The sequence below is a fragment of the Enterococcus malodoratus ATCC 43197 genome, assembly GCF_000407185.1.
In the GTDB taxonomy this organism is placed as follows: Bacteria; Bacillota; Bacilli; order Lactobacillales; family Enterococcaceae; genus Enterococcus_A; species Enterococcus_A malodoratus.
In genome coordinates this window covers 1,359,589-1,381,451 of the sequence record NZ_KE136481.1, presented here as the reverse complement: position 1 = coordinate 1,381,451, position 21,863 = coordinate 1,359,589, and the positions used below count along the sequence as shown (strand labels likewise).

The 21,863-nt window shown below is 39.5% G+C and carries 17 protein-coding genes; 15 read left to right on the top strand and 2 right to left on the bottom strand.

Annotated elements, in window-relative coordinates; genetic code table 11:
* Position 1 precedes the first annotated feature (1 nt).
* From I585_RS06890 to I585_RS06855, 8 genes are all read left to right on the top strand, one after another.
* Positions 2-1,651 (top strand): FAD-dependent oxidoreductase, encoded by a 1,650-nt coding sequence (locus I585_RS06890; protein WP_010743111.1) that lies wholly within the window; start codon positions 2-4, stop codon positions 1,649-1,651.
* Positions 1,644-1,943: a rhodanese-like domain-containing protein gene (locus tag I585_RS06885; protein WP_010743112.1), complete on the top strand. Its 300-nt coding sequence runs from the start codon at positions 1,644-1,646 to the stop codon at positions 1,941-1,943. Before I585_RS06890 ends, I585_RS06885 begins: the two co-directional genes overlap by 8 nt.
* Before the next feature lie 184 nt (positions 1,944-2,127).
* Positions 2,128-2,808, top strand: a complete 681-nt coding sequence (gene deoC, locus I585_RS06880; RefSeq protein ID WP_010743113.1) for a deoxyribose-phosphate aldolase — start codon at positions 2,128-2,130, stop codon at positions 2,806-2,808.
* 4 nt (positions 2,809-2,812) lie between these two features.
* Positions 2,813-3,259 (top strand): PTS sugar transporter subunit IIA, encoded by a 447-nt coding sequence (locus I585_RS06875; protein ID WP_010743114.1) that lies wholly within the window; start codon positions 2,813-2,815, stop codon positions 3,257-3,259.
* Positions 3,260-3,273: 14 nt separating this feature from the next.
* The gene (locus I585_RS06870) at positions 3,274-4,650 is read left to right on the top strand and encodes a PTS fructose transporter subunit IIC (protein WP_010743115.1); all 1,377 of its coding nucleotides are present in this window, start codon (positions 3,274-3,276) and stop codon (positions 4,648-4,650) included.
* Between the two features lie 8 nt (positions 4,651-4,658).
* A complete protein-coding gene (locus tag I585_RS06865) occupies positions 4,659-5,681 on the top strand; it encodes a Gfo/Idh/MocA family oxidoreductase (RefSeq protein ID WP_010743116.1) in 1,023 nt (340 codons plus the stop codon).
* Positions 5,682-6,728, top strand: a complete 1,047-nt coding sequence (locus I585_RS06860) for an alcohol dehydrogenase catalytic domain-containing protein (RefSeq protein WP_010743117.1) — start codon at positions 5,682-5,684, stop codon at positions 6,726-6,728.
* Between the two features lie 68 nt (positions 6,729-6,796).
* The gene (locus I585_RS06855; protein WP_010743118.1) at positions 6,797-7,573 is read left to right on the top strand and encodes a DeoR/GlpR family DNA-binding transcription regulator; all 777 of its coding nucleotides are present in this window, start codon (positions 6,797-6,799) and stop codon (positions 7,571-7,573) included.
* Between the two features lie 45 nt (positions 7,574-7,618).
* Here I585_RS06855 and I585_RS06850 read toward each other — a convergent pair whose 3' ends face one another.
* Positions 7,619-8,530 carry a UbiA family prenyltransferase gene (locus tag I585_RS06850; RefSeq protein WP_010743119.1) on the bottom strand — a complete coding sequence of 304 codons (912 nt, stop codon included), beginning with the start codon at positions 8,528-8,530 and terminating at the stop codon, positions 7,619-7,621.
* Between the two features lie 352 nt (positions 8,531-8,882).
* Here I585_RS06850 and I585_RS06845 point away from each other — a divergent pair, with 352 nt between their 5' ends.
* The 6 genes from I585_RS06845 (at position 8,883) to gad (ending at position 17,308) form a co-directional block, all read left to right on the top strand.
* On the top strand, positions 8,883-10,196 hold the full coding sequence (locus I585_RS06845; protein ID WP_034708455.1) for an NCS2 family permease: 1,314 nt from the start codon (positions 8,883-8,885) through the stop codon (positions 10,194-10,196).
* 422 nt (positions 10,197-10,618) lie between these two features.
* A complete protein-coding gene (locus I585_RS06840) occupies positions 10,619-11,326 on the top strand; it encodes a helix-turn-helix domain-containing protein (RefSeq protein ID WP_010743121.1) in 708 nt (235 codons plus the stop codon).
* Positions 11,327-12,666: 1,340 nt separating this feature from the next.
* A complete protein-coding gene (locus I585_RS06835) occupies positions 12,667-13,356 on the top strand; it encodes a hypothetical protein (protein ID WP_010743122.1) in 690 nt (229 codons plus the stop codon).
* 71 nt (positions 13,357-13,427) lie between these two features.
* Positions 13,428-14,126 carry a helix-turn-helix domain-containing protein gene (locus tag I585_RS06830; protein ID WP_010743123.1) on the top strand — a complete coding sequence of 233 codons (699 nt, stop codon included), beginning with the start codon at positions 13,428-13,430 and terminating at the stop codon, positions 14,124-14,126.
* A gap of 240 nt (positions 14,127-14,366) precedes the next feature.
* The gene (gene gadC, locus I585_RS06825) at positions 14,367-15,878 is read left to right on the top strand and encodes a glutamate/gamma-aminobutyrate antiporter (RefSeq protein WP_010743124.1); all 1,512 of its coding nucleotides are present in this window, start codon (positions 14,367-14,369) and stop codon (positions 15,876-15,878) included.
* A 29-nt stretch (positions 15,879-15,907) separates the two neighbouring features.
* Positions 15,908-17,308, top strand: coding sequence for a glutamate decarboxylase (gene gad, locus I585_RS06820; protein WP_010743125.1), 1,401 nt, complete (start codon positions 15,908-15,910; stop codon positions 17,306-17,308).
* Between the two features lie 104 nt (positions 17,309-17,412).
* On the opposite strand, the gene I585_RS06815 is transcribed toward gad, so the two are convergent.
* A complete protein-coding gene (locus I585_RS06815; protein WP_010743126.1) occupies positions 17,413-18,897 on the bottom strand; it encodes a helix-turn-helix domain-containing protein in 1,485 nt (494 codons plus the stop codon).
* Between the two features lie 651 nt (positions 18,898-19,548).
* On the opposite strand from I585_RS06815, the gene pflB reads away from it, so the two are divergent.
* Entirely contained in the window at positions 19,549-21,846 is a 2,298-nt protein-coding gene (gene pflB, locus I585_RS06810; protein ID WP_010743127.1) for a formate C-acetyltransferase, read from the top strand.
* Positions 21,847-21,863: the final 17 nt, after the last annotated feature.

The following is a 21,863-nucleotide window of genomic DNA, read 5'->3' as shown; positions in this document are numbered from 1 at the left end:
GATGAAGATTGTTATTGTAGGCGGCGTCGCAGGCGGGATGTCCGCAGCTACGCGTTTGCGTCGTTTAATGGAAGATGCGGAGATCATTGTTTTGGAAAAAGGACCATTCGTTTCTTTCGCAAATTGTGGATTGCCTTATTATGTGTCCGGAGAGATCGCGGATCGTGAGGCGCTTTTGGTCCAAACACCAGAATCGTTAAAAGCCCGCTTCAATCTAGATGTTCGTCCTTTCCATGAGGTCACCAGTATTTCTCCTGAAAATAAAACTATAACTGTCAAAAATGACCACGGGAGTTTTACAGAAAGTTATGACAAATTGATTTTATCTCCAGGTGCGAAACCATTGATTCCAGAAATGGCTGGGCTGACTGAGGCAACGAATGTCTATAGTTTGCGCAATGTTCCCGATTTGGATCGGATCATGCAGGCGTTGGAAAAAGAACCTGCGAAGGCAACGGTGATCGGAGCTGGTTTTATCGGTCTTGAGATGGCGGAAAACCTAAAGTCTCGCGGGCTGGATGTGACCGTTATTGAAAAAGCGCCGCATGTATTGCCGCCACTAGATGAAGAAATGGCTGCCTTTGTCAAAAATGAGCTGATCAAGCAAGGCGTTCGGGTCATCAATGGAGAATCTGCTCAAAGTTTCAGTGAACGAGGACAGAAAATCAGATTGACGAACGGGGAAGAAGTGACCTCGGACTTAACGATTCTTTCAGTCGGTGTCCGTCCAGAGAATACTTTAGCAAACCAAGCAGGATTAGAGACTGGTTTAGGCGGAGGCATTTTGGTGGATGAGAACTATCAAACAAGTATGCCGGATATTTTTGCGGTTGGTGATGCGATCGTAGTCAAACAGCAGGTTAGCGGCGAGGATGCCTTGATTTCACTTGCCTCTCCAGCAAATCGTCAAGGGAGGCAAGTAGCGGATGTCATCTCTGGCCTGAAACGAACGAATCGCGGAAGTATTGGAACAGCGATCGTTCGCGTATTTGATCTGGCTGCCGCAGCGACTGGTTTAAGTGAGCGAGTGGTCAAACAATTGGGTCTAGACTATCAGGTGGTCCATGTTTCTGGAAAAGACCATGCGGGGTATTATCCGGGGGCTAGTGACCTGACATTGAAATTAGTGTTTGAGCCAAAAAGTGGAAAAATCTATGGGGCTCAAGGTGTCGGTGCTAACGGTGTAGATAAACGCATCGATATTCTAGCGACAGCGATCAAAGGCGGGTTAACGATTTTTGACTTGCCTGAGTTGGAATTTACCTACGCACCGCCATTCGGCTCGGCCAAAGACCCGGTCAATATGTTAGGCTACGCTGCGATCAATTTATCAGAGGGCATCAGTGATTCGATCCAATGGTATCAATTGAAGCAAGCACAGCAAAATGGCAGTCAATTATTAGATGTACGGAATCCAGAAGAATTAGCCAATGGGCGTTTTCCTGAGTCAGTCAATATTCCGTTGAATCAATTACGCGAACGAATCGCCGAACTAGATCCAACGCAAGACTATATTGTTAGCTGTCACAGCGGCTTGAGAAGCTATGTGGCTGAACGCCAGTTAAAACAAAATGGATTCAAGGTGAAAAATTTGGATGGCGCCTTTGCTTTATACAAAACAGTTCGACCGGAGGAATTGATTTATGACTAATGCCATCGCTATGGATGATTTTTATCATTTAACTAAACAAAAAGAAGTGAAAATCATTGATGTCCGTGAAGCCTATGAATATCAAATGGGGCATGTGCCCCACGCGAAAAACTTACCATTAAGTGGACTAGGCGCTAGTACGAGTGAACTAAATCCTGATAACGACTATTATCTAATCTGTCACTCAGGGGCGCGCTCAGAAAGTGCTTGTGCTTTTTTAGACAGTCAGGGTTTCAAGGTCATCAATGTTTTAGGTGGAACCTCCGCTTGGCCAGGAGAGTTAACTAAATAGATTTTCATTTGCTTTTAAAATGAAGAATAAGGAAGAAGTGTTGATTTAGCCTTTAAATCATCACTTCTTTTGTTTTGTTCATAGAATCCTAGTAAAAATATTCAGCCTTTCCATTTTTACATGTTGACAAAGTGAAAGTAAATGATAATATAAAGGTGTAAATAAAAACAAAAGGAGCAATAAGATGATTGAGTTGAAGAAATTAGCGAATATGGTAGACCACACATTATTAAAGGCCGATGCAACGAAAGACGGATTCAAGCAATTGTGCAAAGAGGCAGATGATTATGGCTTTAAAATGGTAGCGATTAATTCTTATCCAGTAGCAATGTGTCGGGAGTTCTTGAAAGACAGCGAGGTTCATGTGGGTGCGGCCATCGGATTTCCTTTAGGGCAGACGACAATTGAAACGAAAGTATTTGAAGTGCAGGATGCTATTAAAAACGGCGCGGATGAAATTGATTATGTGATCAATATTGGCAAATTAAAGGATGGCGACACTGAATATATTCGTGAAGAAATGAAAGCAATTGTGAATGCTTCTCGTGAAGGTGAAATTATCAGTAAAGTTATTCTAGAAAATTGCTACTTAACGGATGAAGAAAAAGTGGCTGTCTGTGAAATCGCGAAGGAAGTAAAGCCTGATTTTGTCAAAACTTCAACAGGATTTGGAACAGGCGGTGCCACACTTGAAGATGTTGCGTTGATGAAAAAAACAGTTGGTGATGGCGTAAAAGTAAAAGCGGCTGGCGGCATTCGTGATTTGGCTACCGCATTGAAGATGGTAGAAGCAGGGGCGGAACGTTTAGGGACAAGTTCAGGTATTAAAATCGTAGAAGAATACAAGACTTTAGTAAAGGAGTAGAGAGATGACAGAAATTCGCGACGTATTGAAAACGGCATTTATTAATTTTGATTTAGCAGCGACCGATAAGCAAGCAGCGATCAGCGAACTTGCGAACACCTTTGTAACAGAGGGTGTTGTCAATAATGAGAACGTTTACCTAGAGGCCGTGATGAAAAGAGAAGAGGAAAGTACGACAGGGATCGGTTTTGGTGTAGCGATTCCGCATGGAAAAAGTGCAGCAGTTACTGAAGCTTCACTAGCATTTGGCCGCAGCCAAGCGGGAATTCAATACGATTCAATGGATGGAAAGCCTGTACACTTGATGTTTTTGATCGCTGTCCCTGAAACGTCAAACGATGAGCATCTGAAAATTCTGAGCAAACTATCACGGAAGCTGATGCATGATGATATCCGTCAAAAACTGATGACTGTCACTGATGTCGAAGAAATCTATCAGATTTTTGAATAGGAAGGGTGAAAAAAATGAAAATTGTAGGGATTACATCGTGTTCGACGGGGATCGCACATACTTATATGGCGGCTGAAAACTTAGAGATCGCTGCTAAAAAACGCAATATTGAAATCAAGGTAGAAACACAAGGCTCGATTGGTGCGGAGAATGTGTTAACTGAACAGGAGATCGCCGACGCGGACGCGGTTATTATCGCAGCGAGCACATCGGTGAATAAGGATCGCTTTAATGGGAAACGTTTGTTGGAAGTCGATGTGACTGAGGCGATCGATCATCCAGATGATTTATTCGATCGTGCACCGAATGCAGCGATTTATACGACTTCGGCGGAAGTAAAGTCAGAAGCGAAAGCGGAAAAAAGCGGAATTTATAGTCACTTGATGACGGGTGTTTCTTACATGATTCCCTTTGTTGTGGCAGGCGGGATTTGTATTGCGTTAGCCTTTGCCTTCGGCGGGATCAACGCCAAGGGTGATCTGGCTTCAGCGATCAATGAGCTAGGCGGGATCGCGATGGGCTTGATGTGGCCGATCCTAGGTGGGTATGTTGCCTTTTCAATCGCTGACCGACCAGGTTTAGTTCCGGGGATGGTTGCTGGGATGATCGCTTCGTCAATGAATGCCGGATTCCTAGGCGCGTTATTGGGTGGTTTCCTTGCTGGTTATACCGTTCATTGGTTGAAAAAGGTGCTAAAATTACCATCAGCTTTTTCTGGGTTATTGCCTGTATTGATTCTTCCAGTCGTATCGGTATTATTTGTTGGTCTTGTTATGAAATTTATCGTAGGGATTCCGATTACGGCATTAAACGAAGGAATCACGAATTGGTTGAATAGTTTGTCAGGTATGAACTCTGTATTACTGGGACTGCTTCTAGGTGGAATGATGGCGATCGATTTAGCCGGACCAATCGGAAAAGCGGCATATTTCTTCGGAGTTGCGTCATTAACGAATCTAGGTGCTGGAGAGACAAGTATGGTGATGGCGGCGGTAATGGTTTCTGGTATGGTGCCACCATTGGCAATGGCTTTATCCTCAACTGTTTTAGGTAAAAACCTATACAGTAAAGAAGAACGTGAAGCTGGGAAATCTGCTTGGGTCTTGGGATTATCATTTATTTCTGAAGGCGCGATTCCTTTTGCGGCGGCAGATCCGATTCGGGTGTTGGCTTCTGTGACGGTCGGTTCGGCGATTACGGGTGCATTATCGATGATCTTTAAATGCGGGATCGCGGTTCCTCATGGCGGCTTCTTCGTCTTCCTGATTCCCGGCGCAGTCGAAAATGTTTTGCTTTATGTGTTAGCGTTGGCGATCGGAACAGCGGTCAGCGGATTTTTGGTAACGGCAGTAAAAGTATTCTCGCAGAAGAAACAAACAGCTAAGGAGTAATGATCGGCATGACAGAATTGATTAAAATTTGTTTGATAGGAACAGGCAGAGCGGGGATGATCCATGGTAAAAATTTCGCTCGCCGAATTGAAAATGCACAATTGATTGCTTTGTGCGATCCTTCAAAGGAAAGCTTAGAATTGGCTCAAAAAGAAGTGGATTGCCAATACCTTTATGAAGATTACCACGAAGCAATGCAAAATCCTGAGATCGACGCTGTCGTGATCGTCACGCCGACCATCTACCATAAAGAGATCGCTTTGGCGGCAGCAGCGGCGAAAAAACATATCTTGTGTGAAAAACCGTTAGCGATGGATGAAGCGGAATGTTTGGAAATGATCCAAGCCGCTGAAGAAAATCAAGTGAAGCTGCAAGTCGGTTTCATGCGGCGTTTTGATGCAAGCTTTCAAGAGGCGAAAAAAGTCGTGGATTCGGGCGCGATCGGGGATGTCGTATTGGTGAAATCATTGACTCACGGTCCTAGTGAACCGAAACCTTGGATGTTTGATATACGTAAGAGTAATGGGCCAATCGGTGAAGTAAATAGTCACGATCTTGATACATTGCGTTGGCTGACGGGGAGTGAAGTAAGTAGTATTTACGCGAATGGCGGTAATTACCGTTCGCCAGAGGTGAGCGACGAGTTTCCTGATTATTACGATACGGTTGCGATGAATCTGCGTTTTACGGATGGCAAGCTGGGACTGATCGATGGCGCTCAATATGTTCAATATGGGTATGACGCGCGAACGGAGATTCTCGGAACCAGAGGAAGTATTCTGGTTGGCGATCAAGGAAAGCATAATATCGTGGTAGCGACTAGCGATCAAAAATTGACGCAGCCAACGATGCACAGCTGGATGTATTTATTCAGAGAGGCTTATGTGGCTGAAGATCAAGCCTTTGTTGATTGTATTCTGAATGACACGACGCCTCAATGTACGGGAAAAGATGGCTTAATGTCAGTTCGATTAGTCAACGCGGGGCTGACATCGTTGCTGGAAAATAGAATTGTCGAGGTGGAAGGATAAATGAAAGCAATCCAATTACTAGGAAAAGAAAAGATTCAATTAAGCGAACTCGCTAAACCCGAAATATCTGAAAAAGAAGTCTTGATAAAAGTCAAAGCAGCATCGATTTGCGGGACCGATGTTCGGATGTATAAAAACGGCTATCCTACCGCAAGTGAAGAAACACCATTAACGTTAGGACATGAAATTTCAGGCGATATCGTTGAAGTCGGATCTTCGGTCGATTTCTATAAAGAAGGCATGCGGGTTGCGATCGCTCCGAATATGGGCTGCGGAATTTGTGATCAATGTGTTAGCGGAAATACTCATTTGTGTGAAACTTATGAAGCTTTTGGCATCAATTTGCCTGGTGGTTTTGCCGAATATCTAGTGATTCCGGAAAAAGCAGTTCGCCAAGGGAATATTTCTTTGATTCCTGACGAGTTGTCTTATGAAGAAGCAGCATTGATCGAACCTTTCAGCTGTGTGTTCAACGGGCAAGAAATTGCCGGAAATAACCCCGGAGACAATGTGTTGATTATCGGTTCTGGTCCGATCGGAATCATGCACGCGATGTTGGCACGCGCAAGAGGTGCAGGAAAAGTCATGATGAATGACTTATCGGAAGCTCGTTTGGCAGATGCAAAAAAAATGATTCCCGATTTGATTCCACTAACTTCGGAAAATTTGCAGGAGAAAATTTTTGCCGAAACCAATAATCAAGGCGTTGACCTTTGTATTATTGCGGCACCAGCGCCACAAGCGCAAGAAGCCAGCTTCAATTATATGGCGATGAACGGTCGTTGCTTATTCTTTGGCGGTTTGCCGAAAGAAAAAGAAGAGGTCAAACTGAATACGAATATTCTGCACTATAAACAATTGAGAGTCTTTGGCTGTACTCGTGCTAGTTTGATGGGCTATCGGACTTCAGCTCAATTGGTTTCCAGCGGCAGAATTCCGTTGAAAGAGCTGATTACAAAGCGCTATCCGATCGATCAATTTGATGAGGCCTTGGAAAATGCTAAAAAGGCCATCGGTTTAAAGAATGTGATTGTCTTCAAAGAATAATTTTAGTTTGATTGCTTACATTTTCAGTTTCTTTTATAATGAAACAAAACGCAAAAAGGTGATAAAAAATGGATGATCAATTATACGCGGAGGAACGAAAGCAATCCATCGTAAATCTAGTCAACGAGAAGAATCGCATGCAAGTTGCGGAGTTAGCCGATATTTTTAACGTTACAGGTTCAACGATTCGCAATGATTTGCGGGAATTGGAGAACGAGGGATTAGTGACTCGGACACATGGCGGAGTGATCAAGCGTGATTTTCAGCGCAGCGTCGAGATTATTCCCAAGAGTCGTGAATTTACAGATGAAAAATATCGGATTGCTGAACGAGCGGTCAAATTGATTGAAGAAAATGATATTTTGGCGATTGACACGGGAACCTCTTGCAGAGCCTTTGCCGAGAAGCTGATTAATAGTCAGCTCCAGCGTTTGACGATCTTGACCTACGATTTGGAGATCGCTTTGTTGTTAAGCGAAAAGACCAACTATCAAGTTCAAGTGATCGGCGGTGCGATCCGTAATGGCTATCCTTATGTATCCGGGAGTTCTGTCGCACTAGGGTTAGCTGGCTTTTCCGTGGATAAAGTCATTCTGGGAACCACCTCTTTTGATAAGAATTATGGGCATTCGACCCCTAATTATGAAACGGCTGAAATGAAAAAGAGTTTGATCAATATTGGACGAATAAAAATTGTATTATGCGAGTCTAGTAAAATCAATCAACGAAGCTTTAAACAGTTTGCTAAACCGGATGAATGTGATTATCTGATTACAGATCTTCAGATTACGCGTGAGCAGCAGACGGATATCGAAGCCCTAAAAATCAATTTGTTAATGGTATAAAACAAAGCCTGCCTAATTCCTTATGGAAGTTGGGCAGGCTTTTTATTATGCGAAAAGAGAACCGATAAAATAGAGAACAGGATAGAGTACCATAATTGCCGACATCGCTTTTAAAACAATTGGGAAAGTCGTCTTTTTATCTTGCAATGCACGGTATTTTTTTAAACTCTGCCAATTTTTTGGGAAGAGGAAGAGTAAAAACAGCACAGTCCAAGGAGCCAACCCGGCAATCACTAAAACGAATAGCCAGATAAAGCTAAAGACGTAGACGCTTAATAGAACTTTTACTGCTAATGGTTTTCCTAAATAATAAACCAGTGTCTTGCGATGGTTTTCGATATCTTCTTCCAAATCGCAAGTATTATTAGCCAATAAATTATTGAACATCATCAATACCAAAGGTAAGCTGATCAAGAAAACTTTTCCGATCATAGGTAGGGTGACAACATGGGTTTGATAAACGGCCAAATAGTAACTCACTACCGTAATGAAAAATCCGCTGGCAGTACCGGTCAGGGCTTCAGCAATCGGCAAACTATTCAGAGGACGGCGACCATAGGAATAGAACAAGCCGATGTAAAAACCAATCACACCCAAAGCACCGATCACCCAGTTCGTACGCCAAACCAATAGCAGTCCTAGTAGGAAGGAAACAATCAAATTAAATAAGTAAAAATTGCGAACAAAACGCAGATCTAAATGATCGCGTCCGATAATATTGGTTTGCTGCTTGTAGTTTTCGTCAGACGCGTTGCGGTAGTCCATGTAATGATTAAAAACGTTAACGGTAATATGGAACATCACGATGATCAAAACGAATAGAAAAAATTCGGGACTCGGCAAGCTATTCAATTGAAATTTGGCGATGGCATATCCCAGTAAAATAATAAATAGATTTAATGGCGCAGTGTAGATTTCCGATAATTCCCAGAATTGTTTAAAGGTTAGTTGTTTCAAAATAATTCTCCTCTTTCATTTTAAGGTAATCATTTTTCCTTACAGAAAAATAAATCTGATTTTCAAGTCGCAATCCATTCAACCGATGTACTGAATGTATAAAATAGAAAGGATATTTTTGCGATGAAGTTCTTTTCAAAAATAGCGAGGATTGGGCTATTTGTCCACTAGTTTGTTTGACTCGGCGGAAAGGTTTTCAATAATTGAAAGTGCTTTTTTGTTTAATGTTCGGGTTTTCGTTCATTTACATATTATTGTTTACTTATTAACCTGTTTATTATATGATTATCCTCGTTGTTTGAAAAAACATGCTATTATTTTACGAACATTTTTAGACCGTAGGGGGAGCAACATGAAAGAAAAAATAAATGCTTATTTTGAACTCGAAACACTAAACACCACAGTAAAGAGAGAAATTCTGGCGGGGTTCACCACTTTTATTTCAATGGCCTATATCCTCTTTGTTAATCCTAGTGTGCTGGGTGCCTCTGGAATGAATGAAGGGGCCGTTTTCACGGCAACGGCATTAGCCAGCGCCTTGGGCTGTATTTTGATGGGTGTCTTGGCGCGTTATCCGATCGCCACCGCACCTGCACTAGGGATCAATGCCTTTTTTGCTTATTCTGTTTGTATCGGAATGGGCATACGCTGGGAGACAGCTTTAGCCGGCGTATTTGTTGCATCGCTGATCTTCATTTTGATCACAGTTTTTAAATTACGCGAGATGATCATTGACGCTATTCCAGCCGACTTGAAATATGCGATCTCAGGCGGGATCGGCCTATTCATCGCCTTCTTAGGGTTGAGCGAAGGCGGCATTATCGTAGCGAATAAATCAACATTAGTCGGTTTAGGTTCAATGAGTGTGGGGACGACATGGTTAACAGTCTTTGGCTTGATCGTGACTGCGATCTTGATGGTGCGGCGAGTTCCAGGCGGAATCTTTATCGGCATGGTCGCAACAACATTATTAGGCTTAGTAACCGGCTTGATTCAGGCGCCAACACAAATTATTTCGGCGGCACCTAGTTTGAAACCAACCTTTTTAGTTGCTTTGAAACATGTAAAAGATATTAACACGCTTCAGCTTTGGGTCGTTGTGCTGACTTTCTTATTGGTGACCTTTTTTGATACAGCGGGGACGCTAGTCGGATTAGCGAATCAAGCTGGTTTTATGAAAGACAATAAAATGCCGCGAGTTGGAAAAGCTTTGGCCTCTGATTCTACTGCTATGTTGGCCGGATCATTATTAGGCACTTCACCAGTGGGGGCTTACGTAGAATCTTCAGCAGGTATCGCTGTTGGCGGACGTTCTGGTTTGACGGCAATCACGACAGGCATATTTTTTATCTTTGGTCTATTTTTCTCACCATTATTGTCAGTTGTTACATCGCAAGTCACCGCACCAGCTTTAATTGTGGTAGGCGTTTTGATGGCTCAATCCTTGAGTCAAATCAAATGGAATCAATTAGAGATCGCGATCCCTTCATTTTTAATTTTGATTGGCATGCCGTTGACATATAGTATTTCGGATGGGATTGCCTTAGGCTTCATCTTCTATCCAATTACGATGCTTGCTGCCAAACGCGGGAAAGAAGTTTCGCCGATCATGTATGGGTTGTTTTTTGTCTTCATCGGATTCATGTGGATTTTAAATGTAAAATAAAAGGTTAAACGAACAAGTTGTTCAGTTTCTGTCGTATTCAGAAGCTGAGCAGCTTTTTTTTATGATTCTTTTTTTATGTGCTTTTTTCGTATCTAAGGACTTAAAGATTATATGTTTCCGTCATTTGTCGTGTTTGTAAGCGTATAACTAAAATTTAATGGACATTATAAGTGTATTCATATTAATATAATACATATAAAAAACAACCGTCTGCATAATCATTGTACTAAACTAGGAATTGACCATAAATTAACATTATATTATAATTAATTTATGCAATTATTTTTTATATATTAATATATTTGATAATAATTCCATTCTATTTCAAAAAACGTACTAATATTTTTGGCAGTGAGTGGAAGATGGCAAGGCGAGAAGAACAGCTGACTAGAAAAATACGGCGATATGAAAGGATGGATGGCATGCAATTATTACTATTAACGAAGGTTCCTTTATATGAAGAAAACTTTGAACGTCAATTAAAGCAATTGGGAAATGAGGTCTATTGTTCCAATAGTTTGATAACAGCGTTTAAGCGAGGCACATTCAACAAAGAGCTTTTGGCTCAGTTCGAAGGAATTATTTTTAGTGAGACGATGTATGACAAAGAAGTAGAAGAATTGATCCAAGTTTTACCAAAGGAAAACTTGAAATTTTTCCGGCGTATAAATGAAGTTAGCTGTGATGAAACTTTTGACTCCATTTATGATGCTTGGATTCCAATGGATTCGAGTTTGGAGAGAGTAAGAGAAATTTTATTAGTCGCGGAATTATCTAAGTTAGCATCGAAGGAAGCGGATCGCAGTCAACAAATCACGGTAAAACAAAAGTTATCCGACCTGAATTTGAAGCTGAAACAAAAAGAAATTGTGTACTATTTAATTCAATCAGGAGATCGTACAGTACCAAGAGAAGAAATTAGTCGTCAAATATGGGAAAAGGCGCCAACAAAATCAGTTTTAGCGAGCTTGTCAAAAGTTGTCTCAAAAGTGAATGAGAAACTGGAAAACGAATTTGGGGATGAAGCAATTCAAACGGTTTGGGGTCAAGGGTATCGCTTGAACAAGAAAATTTTTGATTTCTTATACGATGATCTGAGCGAAAAACCGGTACTAACGATTGTAGAGTAGTGATTTGCTGGAAAGTGTAAGTAAATCTTTTAACTCTGATCGAAATAGTTCATCTTAAGCTAGGTAACAAAAAACAGTGATAATGAGTATTGTAAATAGGTGCAACTAATAGGCTCTGCTAGGAGCGGTGTACGATTATCGTAGACGCCCAGCAGAGTCTTTTTAAAACGATCGACACGAAATAAAACGATTTATGCAATGGAATCAAAAGGAAACTTTATATTAATGCACTAATAATTATCGCTCAAATACAAACAATTGAAGCGGAATAAGCTGGGATGCTGTTTCTAAAACTTTTTTGAGGCACAATAAACTGTTGAGATAGCCGCTTACATAGCAACAAAAGAATAATTCTTATAAAGTAATACAAAAAATAGTAGGTAGCTAAATACGATGATTCGGCTATTTCTGGTCATCAGTTTGTAAATTATTTATTTATTATATTAGAATACATCTCCTAGATTAGAATAAGTCTGAAAAAGGTCTGAAGAGCAGTAAAAGGATAAATAACTGATTGGGCAAAAAGAAGTTAGTGAATAAAATCGATAAATATGAATTAATCATGAATAAATATTTATTGTATGCATTTGATGAATATGCACGTTTTATTATTTTTTTTCGATAAATATATTAAAAGTTGGCCGATCGATTTTATCGATAATGAGGTCTTTTTTTGTCTTTAAGTTATTCATAACTGAAAAGTTGGTTTCGATATTGGAAGGGTGAACAGAGCTATTGTTTTTAGAGAATTATTATTATGTAGCTATTTCTAATGATTGTTTCAGAAAAAAAGTTGAAGAGATTCATGCTCTTTTTTAAATGTGTAAATTGTTAAAAATTTCGATGAGCAAAAATCATTTTAAAAAAAAGGTTTCTTTAAAAGTTAATATACTATTGATTTATTATAAAAAATATTTTATAATTTTTTAAAAATAGATGTATAATAAAACATAAAAATTATTTATTTAAAATAAAAATAATTTTTATTCTTTTTGAATTAGAGAACGATTGGAATTCGCTGTCAATTATATAACTAAGGTTATCACAACTGGTGGTTTGTACTACAGTCCGACATTCTCAAGTGTTAACAAATTCAAATTGAAAAAAAGTAATTCGCTATTTGAATTTGTAAGGAGATTTAAACACGCATCTGTTTTTTTCTAAATCGCTAGTTTGTACCATATTAAGGAGGGAATTTAAAGATAAATAGTGCAAAAATCAATAGATAGTAAATAGAAGATAAGCTTCTGGCGGTTTCACAAGTGCAGAGCATCTGCTTAAAAGTGAAATAAAGTTTTACATAATAAGTCAAAATTCATACATACAGAAGCAAAAATCTTTTGATCTTAATCACAAAGAAGAGAGATGAAGCCAATTTGAAAAATAGGAATGTTTCTAATTTAAATGATAATACTGATGAGCAATTGTTAGACAAGGTTGAAGTATTGGAAAATCAGAACGAAGAACTATTAGACAAGGTCGAAAAATTGGAAGGTATTCGTGGGGCACTGGAAGAAAAAGTTTCGGCCTACCGTTACAACTTAAAAGAATTAACAAAGAAATTAGATGATGTCGACATACCGATCAAAAAAGAAGTAGTTGTCTATCATAATAAGGACAATTTAGAGAGGCGCCGCTTCATCCTTCAAGGAAGGAATCTTCATGAACAAGCAGCAGTTTGTCATGATTCTTCCGACGAAGTGGCTGAAATCACGAATTTACAAGAAAAGTATGAACGACTGTTAGAACAATATATGTATGAACATGATAGAAATGATCAATTATTTAGTTATCTATTTCAAGAGGAAGAAAATGCCGCTCTCGATTTGTTTGTCAAGGTGGATGTCGCGGATACGTTGCTAGAAGCAACAACTTTAAGTCGCAGGATTATTCAACAAGCGGAGGATCAAGCGCAGCATATTGGGTCAGATTTAAAGGAGCAATTGATGGGTGTATTGAGGCGAGAAAATCATTTGCCGCATGAAGTTGTTAAGGACTTAAAAAATGGTATTCGATGTTTAGACGAATAAACAAGAGAAGAGTTTTAGGAGTTAATGGGTGTAAAAAAAGTGGAATTGAGTAAAGACGGGAGTGACGTAAAATGAAAAAAGTAATCATTTTGACTAGAAATATTATTATCGAACAAGAATTTCAGGACGAATTGCAGCGGTTAGATTACGAAGTGTTTGTTTTAAAAGAATTTTTTGATGTCGACAAGCCGCAATATTTTGAAGAGATTTTGTCTCTTTTTGACATTGTCATTTTTAGCGAAACCCTGACGAATCAGGAGTTTAACGAAATTTTACCGATCGTTGTGGAGAAGGATCTGCATTATTTGCGGCGCACAGATGAGCCGGTGCCGAACATTGATGAGAATCATTGTTTGTCGATTGATTGTACGTTAACAGAATTAAGAGAGTTCTTACTATTAAGTGATAAACGAGAAGGCCAGAATGAATCTCTTTCAAAAGGATTAGTCAGACAATCGGAAATGAAGAAGCAGGATTTGGTGCTCTTCTACAGTTCGTTGAATAATATTGAAAAGAAAATCATCAGCGCTTTAGCCGAAGGAAGTGGAAAGATCATTTCCAGAGACGAATTGTGTAACAAGGTTTGGAACAATGAGGTCAGCAAGTCGCGTTTGGTTCAAATGTCGACGACGGTAGGTAATATCCATAAGAAAATTGCCCACGCGCATATTGATAATGTCCGGATCATTACTTATTGGGGAAATGGTTACCGTCTCCATGATGTGCCGAACGGCTTAATGAATGAGCATATTAAAGAATACAGTATGTAGGTAAAACAAAAAGGTTCTAGTTTTCTTCTGATTCAGAAGAGAGCTAGGACTTTTTTTCTACATTTTTTTTATTTTTCTCGATTTGATTTAAAAAAATCAAGAAAAAAATCCGATACCGCCTCGCTATACTTGTCCTTGTAAGGAAAGAGGTGCACAAAATGGTCAATCAGTATTCAACGATGTTTTTCCCCTGAAGCCATTCGCTAACAAATAATTAAAGAAAAGGAAAGAAGCGTATCTATGAATCAGAAAAAATTATCTCTATTTGGCTTTTTTGCTTTGACAGCTTCTATGGTTTTGACTGTCTATGAGTATCCGACATTCGCTACAGCAAAGTTACACCTAGTCTTCTTTTTATTACTAGGCGGGATTTTATGGTTTTTACCTGTGGCTTTGTGTGCGGCTGAAATGTCTACCGTGGAAGGCTGGCAAAATGGCGGCATTTTTAGTTGGGTCAGCCAAACCTTAGGTGAACGTTTTGGTTTTGCGGCCATCTTTTTTCAATGGTTTCAAATTACTGTAGGGTTTGTCACCATGATCTATTTCATTTTGGGGGCATTATCCTATGTCTTGAATTTTCAAGCATTAAATACGGATCCGTTGATGAAATACATCGGGTTGTTAATCATCTTTTGGGGCCTGACTTTTTCACAATTAGGCGGGACGCAGCGGACGGCTAAAATTGCCAAGGCAGGATTCTTGATTGGAATTCTCATTCCATCCGTTATTCTGTTTGGTTTAGCAGCGGCTTACTTTATTGGAGGAAATCCGATTGAGATTGCGATCAGTACAAAGGCTTTTGTACCAGATTTCTCACAATTATCAACCTTGGTTGTATTTGTATCTTTTATTTTAGCTTACATGGGTGTCGAGGCATCCGCTTCGCATATCAATGAATTGGAAAATCCAAGAAAAAATTACCCGCTAGCGATGATCCTATTGGTCATTTTAGCGATTGCCTTGGATGCGATTGGCGGCTTTTCTGTCGCTGCAGTGATTCCCCAAAAAGACTTGTCTTTAAGCGCTGGAGTGATCCAAACCTTCCAATCATTGATTTTACATTTTAATAGTCATCTAGGCTGGCTCGTTAAGGTGATCGCGTTAATGATTGCTTTTGGTGTAATGGGGGAAGTAAGTTCTTGGGTCGTCGGTCCATCTCGCGGGATGTTCGCCGCAGCACAACGAGGACTACTGCCAGATTTTCTGCGCAAAACAAATACCCACGGCGTACCTGTTCCGTTAATTATGATCCAAGGTGTGATCGTTACTATTTGGGGTGCGGTGTTGACTTTTGGCGGCGGCGGAAATAATTTATCCTTCTTAGTTGCCATTTCACTGACGGTAGTCATTTATTTAGTAGGGTATCTATTGTTCTTTATCGGCTATTTTGTTTTGGTTTATAAGAAGCAAGGGTTGAAAAGAACTTATAATGTGCCAGGTAAAAAAATAGGGAAAACCTTGATTGCCGGTATCGGACTATTGCTATCAGTTTTTGCTTTGCTGATTTCTTTCGTTCCGCCTGCATCAATTGCGAAGGGCGAGGATCGAACCTATCAGGCAATTTTGTTAATCAGTTTTGTTATTACGGTCATTTTACCATTCATTATTTATGAGTTGCATGATAAACATGATCATAAAAATTTGGAAGAACCCGTTCACATGGAAGCAGGAGATGTGAATGCGGCAACCCATCCAGCAGCTCGAGGAGAACATCAGATTGTTCAAACAGAAGAACACACATTGAAACATTAGATAAATATATTTTTCAGGAGGAATTACACATGTTATATGGAAAAGAAAATCGTGATGAAGCAGAATATTTAGAACCTATTTTTGGATCAAAAAGTGAACAAGTTGATTTGCCAAAATACAAATTGAATCAAGAATCGATTGAACCGCGCGTGGCATATCAATTAGTTCAAGACGAAATGCTGGACGAAGGAAATGCTCGGTTGAATCTAGCAACCTTTTGTCAAACATATATGGAACCTGAAGCAGTCAAACTAATGAGCCAAACCTTAGAAAAAAATGCCATCGATAAATCAGAATACCCTCGCACAACAGAAATTGAAAATCGCTGTGTGAATATGATTGCTGATCTTTGGAACGTTAGTGAAAATGAAAAATTTATGGGCACGTCAACGATTGGTTCTTCTGAAGCCTGCATGTTGGGCGGAATGGCGATGAAATTCGCCTGGCGCAAACGGGCAGAAAAATTAGGCTTGGATTTAAATGCGAAAAAACCGAATTTGGTCATTTCTTCTGGCTACCAAGTATGTTGGGAAAAATTCTGTGTTTACTGGGATATTGAAATGCGTGAAGTACCGATGAATAAAGAACACATGTCAATCAATTTAGATAAAGTAATGGATTATGTGGATGAATATACGATCGGAATCGTTGGGATCATGGGGATTACTTACACCGGTCGTTACGATGATATCAAAGGATTAGATGATTTAGTCGAAGAATACAATAAACAAACAGATTACAAAGTCTACATCCATGTGGATGCCGCTTCCGGTGGTTTTTATGCACCCTTCACTGAACCAGATCTTGTTTGGGATTTCCGATTGAAAAATGTTATCTCAATTAATTCTTCAGGTCACAAATATGGCTTGGTTTATCCTGGTGTGGGTTGGGTCTTATGGCGTGATCAAAAATATGTACCAAAAGAATTGATTTTCAAAGTCAGCTACCTTGGAGGCGAATTGCCAACCATGGCGATCAATTTCTCTCACAGTGCGGCACAATTGATTGGTCAATATTATAATTTTGTACGCTATGGATTTGATGGCTATAAGGCGATTCATGAACGGACTCACGAAGTTGCTTTGTATCTGGCCAAAGCGATTGAAGAAACAGGTCTGTTTGAAATTGTTAATGATGGCTCTCAATTGCCGATTGTATGCTACAAATTAAAAGAGGATTCTTCACGAGAATGGACTTTGTATGATTTGGCTGATCGTCTTTTGATGAAAGGATGGCAAGTTCCCGCTTATCCGCTTCCTAAGAACTTAGATCAAGAAATCATCCAACGTTTGGTTATTCGCTCAGACTTTGGGATGAACATGGCTTGTGACTACGTTCAAGATATGCAAGAAGCGATTGAAGCGTTGAACAACGCTCATGTGGTTTATCATAAAAAACCAGAAATCAAAACTTACGGATTTACGCATTAAAAAAGATAGGTGTGACAAGATTTTTGTCACACCTACTTTTTACATATAAACGGCATTTCAGAAGAAGCTTCTTTGGTAATAAGTCAAATTTCGGAAATGCTTTCTTATTTTTTAAAGCCGCCCACTTCTGTCACGGCCTCTTTTTCGAGCGGTCTTATGACTTGATTGATTTCAAAACAGGTTGAGTTGATCGTCTGTAAGGACACTGGGAAGATTAATGTGTTTTCACTGCCTAAGTCAGGCTGATAAAGAGCGGTGTCACACACGATGACCCGTTTTGAACAAAAGAAGACATCATCGACGACTTCGTTCAATGTATTGTAAATCATATTGCTGATAATGAAATGATCATCCAGCAGGGCTTTAAGCTGTTTTCGGTAGTATAAGAAATTGAAATCTGAAGGCGCGACAATGTACAACTCAACTTTCTCGTCGAAGGTATTTCTGCGCAATAAATCAAGCGTCAAAGTCATTTTACGGATAAGGTTTTCGTTCCAATGAATCTCAGTTTGGTAATCGGCCGCCCATTGATTCAAAATATGTTGAACAGTTTGATAAAGCTCCTGCTGATTATTATCTAAGAGATAAATTACATCAGGTTGGAAAAGCTGCATGTTGGCCCAAGTGGAACGGATAAAAGGCAGAAAAGCTTTTTTTAAGAGCAATTCGTTTTCTATTGAAATGTTTAATGCTGATCGTAATTGTTGAAGTAATTTTTCTATTTCAGGATAGCATTTGATGGGATTTTGATAGACGACTTCAAAATCTTTTTGCAGTAGCTCCAAATTATTGCAAAGATAATTTCTTGCGTTAAAAAGTGAATAAATAAAAAATAATTCCTCTTCATTTGTGCAGATAGTGGACTTTAGTGTCTTTACGCCTTCACGCAATAAGCCAAATAAAGGTGTTTGTTGCGCAGATTGTTTTTCGTCGTCAGAAAACTGAATGGGGAATTGCCTCGCTCGCTGGCTGCTCAATTGGCTGCCCAAAATGATTATTTCCCGTTCGCTGCTGGGATAATCGCGGTCAAAAAAATGTTCCTCCACATAATCTATTAAATCGGCGGCAGAAGAAGCGATCATTTTATTATATGGAATGGCCGAACGATCACCGGTATATCTTGAAATGGCTAAAAGCAGGTAACGCAGATCCTTTTCCGGCAGCTTGATCGTGTGGTCTGACTGCAAATAGCCCAATTCCTCGGCAAATTCAAAAATATCTGCCCGAATTTGATAGATCTTGCTGGTGGAAAGAAATTCTTTTTCTGCAATTTCCGACCAGTGAGTATTTCCGCTCAAAAAATCATTCAAGACACGTAGAAAATCAGAGCGGCGAAAGATTCGCTGGGTCAATTCCAATAGGGAATAGGCTGAACTAAAGGATGCTTTGCAGGTGTTTTTCGTTCGTTCGAAAGTAAGAATCTCTTGCCCGAAAGATTCCTTCAGTAATTCGAGATCATTAGTGATCGTAATTGTACAAACATTCAATCGTTCAGCCATTGTGTGTAAGGCAATCTTTTTCTTCTGATACAATTGTTGACAAAGATAAACCTGACGAAAAATATTTTTTTCAATATACCTTTCTAACATAACGTACCTCCCAATTAATAAACACATACGTCTGATATTGTATACCAATTTAATCAATTTGAGTATTTTTAAGCGAAGTGCCTCGTCATTTTTTTAGAGATAGTCATTAAATAATTAGGATTACGGACATTAGCCTCCATAGTAAATCGTTTTAAAATAATTTTCAGTTATTTTTAGTTAGAAATCATTCTAGTTTACATATGCTTTATTTTCAAGCCGAAGAGGAACAGCAAGAAAAAATCGTAAAATATTTGATAACAGTTTTGAAGGCTGATTTTCGGATTAGAATGAGTGGCAAGAATAATGAGATAAAAAATTTTTTTTCATTGGAAATTTTTCTTTTATGAGAGTTTGAAGGGAGAAACTTTTCACAAGCTCGACTGTATTAGTCACCTGTTTTTCAGTTTCATCTATAGGAGAATATTGTATATTGGTGAGCAATATCTGCTTCTCAGGTAAAAACTGTCATTATCAATTACATCATCTGTTATAGTGAAAACTGTAACAGGAGTACGTGATAGTTAAAATAATTATCATTATTTTAAAAGGTTTTTCGGCCATAAGGTAATAAAAAAGCCCTTTCTTAAAACAGATTCCTTTGTTATAATCATTTTAAATTATTATGAAACTATTTAACAAAGGAGCGCGCATATGGAAACTATTACAATCGACAAAACTGTAGAACAAATAAAAGGTCCTTGGGAAGGTTTTAACGAAGGACGCTGGCAGCATGAAGTCAATACGTTGGACTTCATCAAACGCAACTATACAGAATATAAAGGTGACGACAGCTTTTTAGAAGGCGCTGCACCAAGTACAGAAAAACTGTGGGACAAATTACAAGAGCTTTTTGAAGTACAACACAAGCAAAACGGTGTATACGATATGGACAGCGATATCCCAGCGACGATCACTTCTCACGCACCAGGTTATTTAATCCAAGAGGAAGAAAAAATTGTTGGATTGCAAACGGATGTACCTTTAAAACAAGCGTTCATGCCATTTGGCGGTATCAATATGGCAAACAAAGCATTAGAATCAAATGGCTATGAAGTAGACGATGACATGTCATTCATCTTCAACAAATGGCGCAAAACTCACAACCAAGGTGTTTTTGACGCTTACACAGATGAAATGCGTTTGGCTCGTAAAAACAAAATCATCACTGGATTACCAGATGCTTATGGACGTGGACGAATCATTGGTGATTACCGTCGTGTTGCTTTATACGGTATTGACTACTTAATGAGTGAAAAGAAAAAAGATTGGAAAAACGTCGGCAGCAAAGTTATGACGAACGACGTGATTCAATTACGTGAAGAGGTTTCTGAACAATACCGTGCATTAGTTGACATGAAAGAAATGGCTGCAAGCTATGGCTATGACATTTCAAAACCAGCTGCTAACGCTCAAGAAGCGATCCAATGGTTATACTTTGGCTATTTAGCAGCCATCAAATCACAAAACGGTGCCGCAATGTCGATCGGCCGTATCTCTGCATTCCTAGATATTTATATCCAACGTGATTTAGAGCGCGGTGTTATCACTGAATTCGAAGCACAAGAAATGATCGATCATTTGATCATGAAACTGCGCATGGTTAAATTTGCTCGTACTCCTGAGTACAACCAATTATTCTCTGGTTACCCAATTTGGGCGACATTATCATTAGCAGGAATGAATATGGATGGTTCTTCATTAGTAACGAAGAATGATTTCCGTATCTTGCACACTTTAACAAACATGGGACCTTCACCAGAGCCAAACTTGACTGTCTTGTATTCTTCTCATTTACCAGAAGGCTTCCGAACTTATGCAGCAAAAGTTGCTAAAGAGAGTTCATCGATCCAATTGGAAAATGATGATTTATTACGTCAATACTGGGGATCTGATGATGCAGCGATCGCATGTTGCGTATCCGCTACCGTTATTGGTAAAGACATGCAATTCTTTGGTGCTCGTGCCAACTTAGCCAAAGCAGTCTTATATGCAATCAACGGTGGAGTTGATGAAATGACCAAAATGCAAGTGGGTCCTCGTTTCCGTCCATTGGAAGGTGACAGCATCGACTTCGATCAATTCATGGACAGCTATAAAGATGTTTTAGATTGGTTAGCTGAATTATATGTAAATACATTGAACGTGATCCATTACATGCACGATAAATATGCCTATGAAGCACCACAATTAGCGTTGATGGACACTGATTTGAACCGCACTTTCGCAACTGGGATCGCTGGTATTTCTCATGCGGCGGATTCATTGATGGCGATCAAACACGGAAACGTAAAAGTAATACGCGATGAAAACGGCTTAGCAATTGATTACGTTCCGCAAAACGAATTCCCAACGTACGGAAATGACAACGACGAAGCGGATGAAATGGCTAACTGGATTCTTGAGTACTTCATGACTCAAATCAAACGTCAACATACGTACCGTGAATCAACACCAACATTGTCATTATTGACGATCACTTCAAATGTTGTTTACGGGAAAAATACTGGGAATACACCAGATGGCCGCCGTGCGGGTAAACCGTTAGCACCAGGTGCGAACCCAAGTTATCAAGATGGCAAATTCTTAGGTGAGAAAAATGGTCTGTTGGCTTCATTAAACTCAACAGCGAAATTGAATTACTCTTGTGCGCAAGATGGTATCTCTGATACACAAACAATCAATCCGGGAGCATTAGGCCGTACGGATGATGAAGAGATGCAAGTAGACAACTTACGCCAAGTACTGGATGGCTACTTTGACAAAGGTGGTTATCACTTGAACGTCAATGTCTTTGGCCGCGAATTACTAGAAGAGATGGATAAAGATATCGACAATCCAAAATATGCGAACTTTACCATTCGTGTATCTGGTTATGCCGTGAAATTCCGCGACTTAACACCTGAACAACGTCGTGACGTAATTTCACGTACAGACCACACGAAAATGTAAAAATCATTTTATTTTTA

Coding starts and splice junctions, on each gene's coding strand:
- I585_RS06890 (WP_010743111.1), top strand. CDS start 2: ATGAAGATTGTTATTGTAGGCGGCGTCGCAGGCGGGATGTCCGCAGCT.
- I585_RS06885 (WP_010743112.1), top strand. CDS start 1,644: ATGACTAATGCCATCGCTATGGATGATTTTTATCATTTAACTAAACAA.
- deoC (WP_010743113.1), top strand. CDS start 2,128: ATGATTGAGTTGAAGAAATTAGCGAATATGGTAGACCACACATTATTA.
- I585_RS06875 (WP_010743114.1), top strand. CDS start 2,813: ATGACAGAAATTCGCGACGTATTGAAAACGGCATTTATTAATTTTGAT.
- I585_RS06870 (WP_010743115.1), top strand. CDS start 3,274: ATGAAAATTGTAGGGATTACATCGTGTTCGACGGGGATCGCACATACT.
- I585_RS06865 (WP_010743116.1), top strand. CDS start 4,659: ATGACAGAATTGATTAAAATTTGTTTGATAGGAACAGGCAGAGCGGGG.
- I585_RS06860 (WP_010743117.1), top strand. CDS start 5,682: ATGAAAGCAATCCAATTACTAGGAAAAGAAAAGATTCAATTAAGCGAA.
- I585_RS06855 (WP_010743118.1), top strand. CDS start 6,797: ATGGATGATCAATTATACGCGGAGGAACGAAAGCAATCCATCGTAAAT.
- I585_RS06845 (WP_034708455.1), top strand. CDS start 8,883: ATGAAAGAAAAAATAAATGCTTATTTTGAACTCGAAACACTAAACACC.
- I585_RS06840 (WP_010743121.1), top strand. CDS start 10,619: ATGCAATTATTACTATTAACGAAGGTTCCTTTATATGAAGAAAACTTT.
- I585_RS06830 (WP_010743123.1), top strand. CDS start 13,428: ATGAAAAAAGTAATCATTTTGACTAGAAATATTATTATCGAACAAGAA.
- gadC (WP_010743124.1), top strand. CDS start 14,367: ATGAATCAGAAAAAATTATCTCTATTTGGCTTTTTTGCTTTGACAGCT.
- gad (WP_010743125.1), top strand. CDS start 15,908: ATGTTATATGGAAAAGAAAATCGTGATGAAGCAGAATATTTAGAACCT.
- I585_RS06815 (WP_010743126.1), bottom strand. CDS start 18,897: ATGTTAGAAAGGTATATTGAAAAAAATATTTTTCGTCAGGTTTATCTT.
- pflB (WP_010743127.1), top strand. CDS start 19,549: ATGGAAACTATTACAATCGACAAAACTGTAGAACAAATAAAAGGTCCT.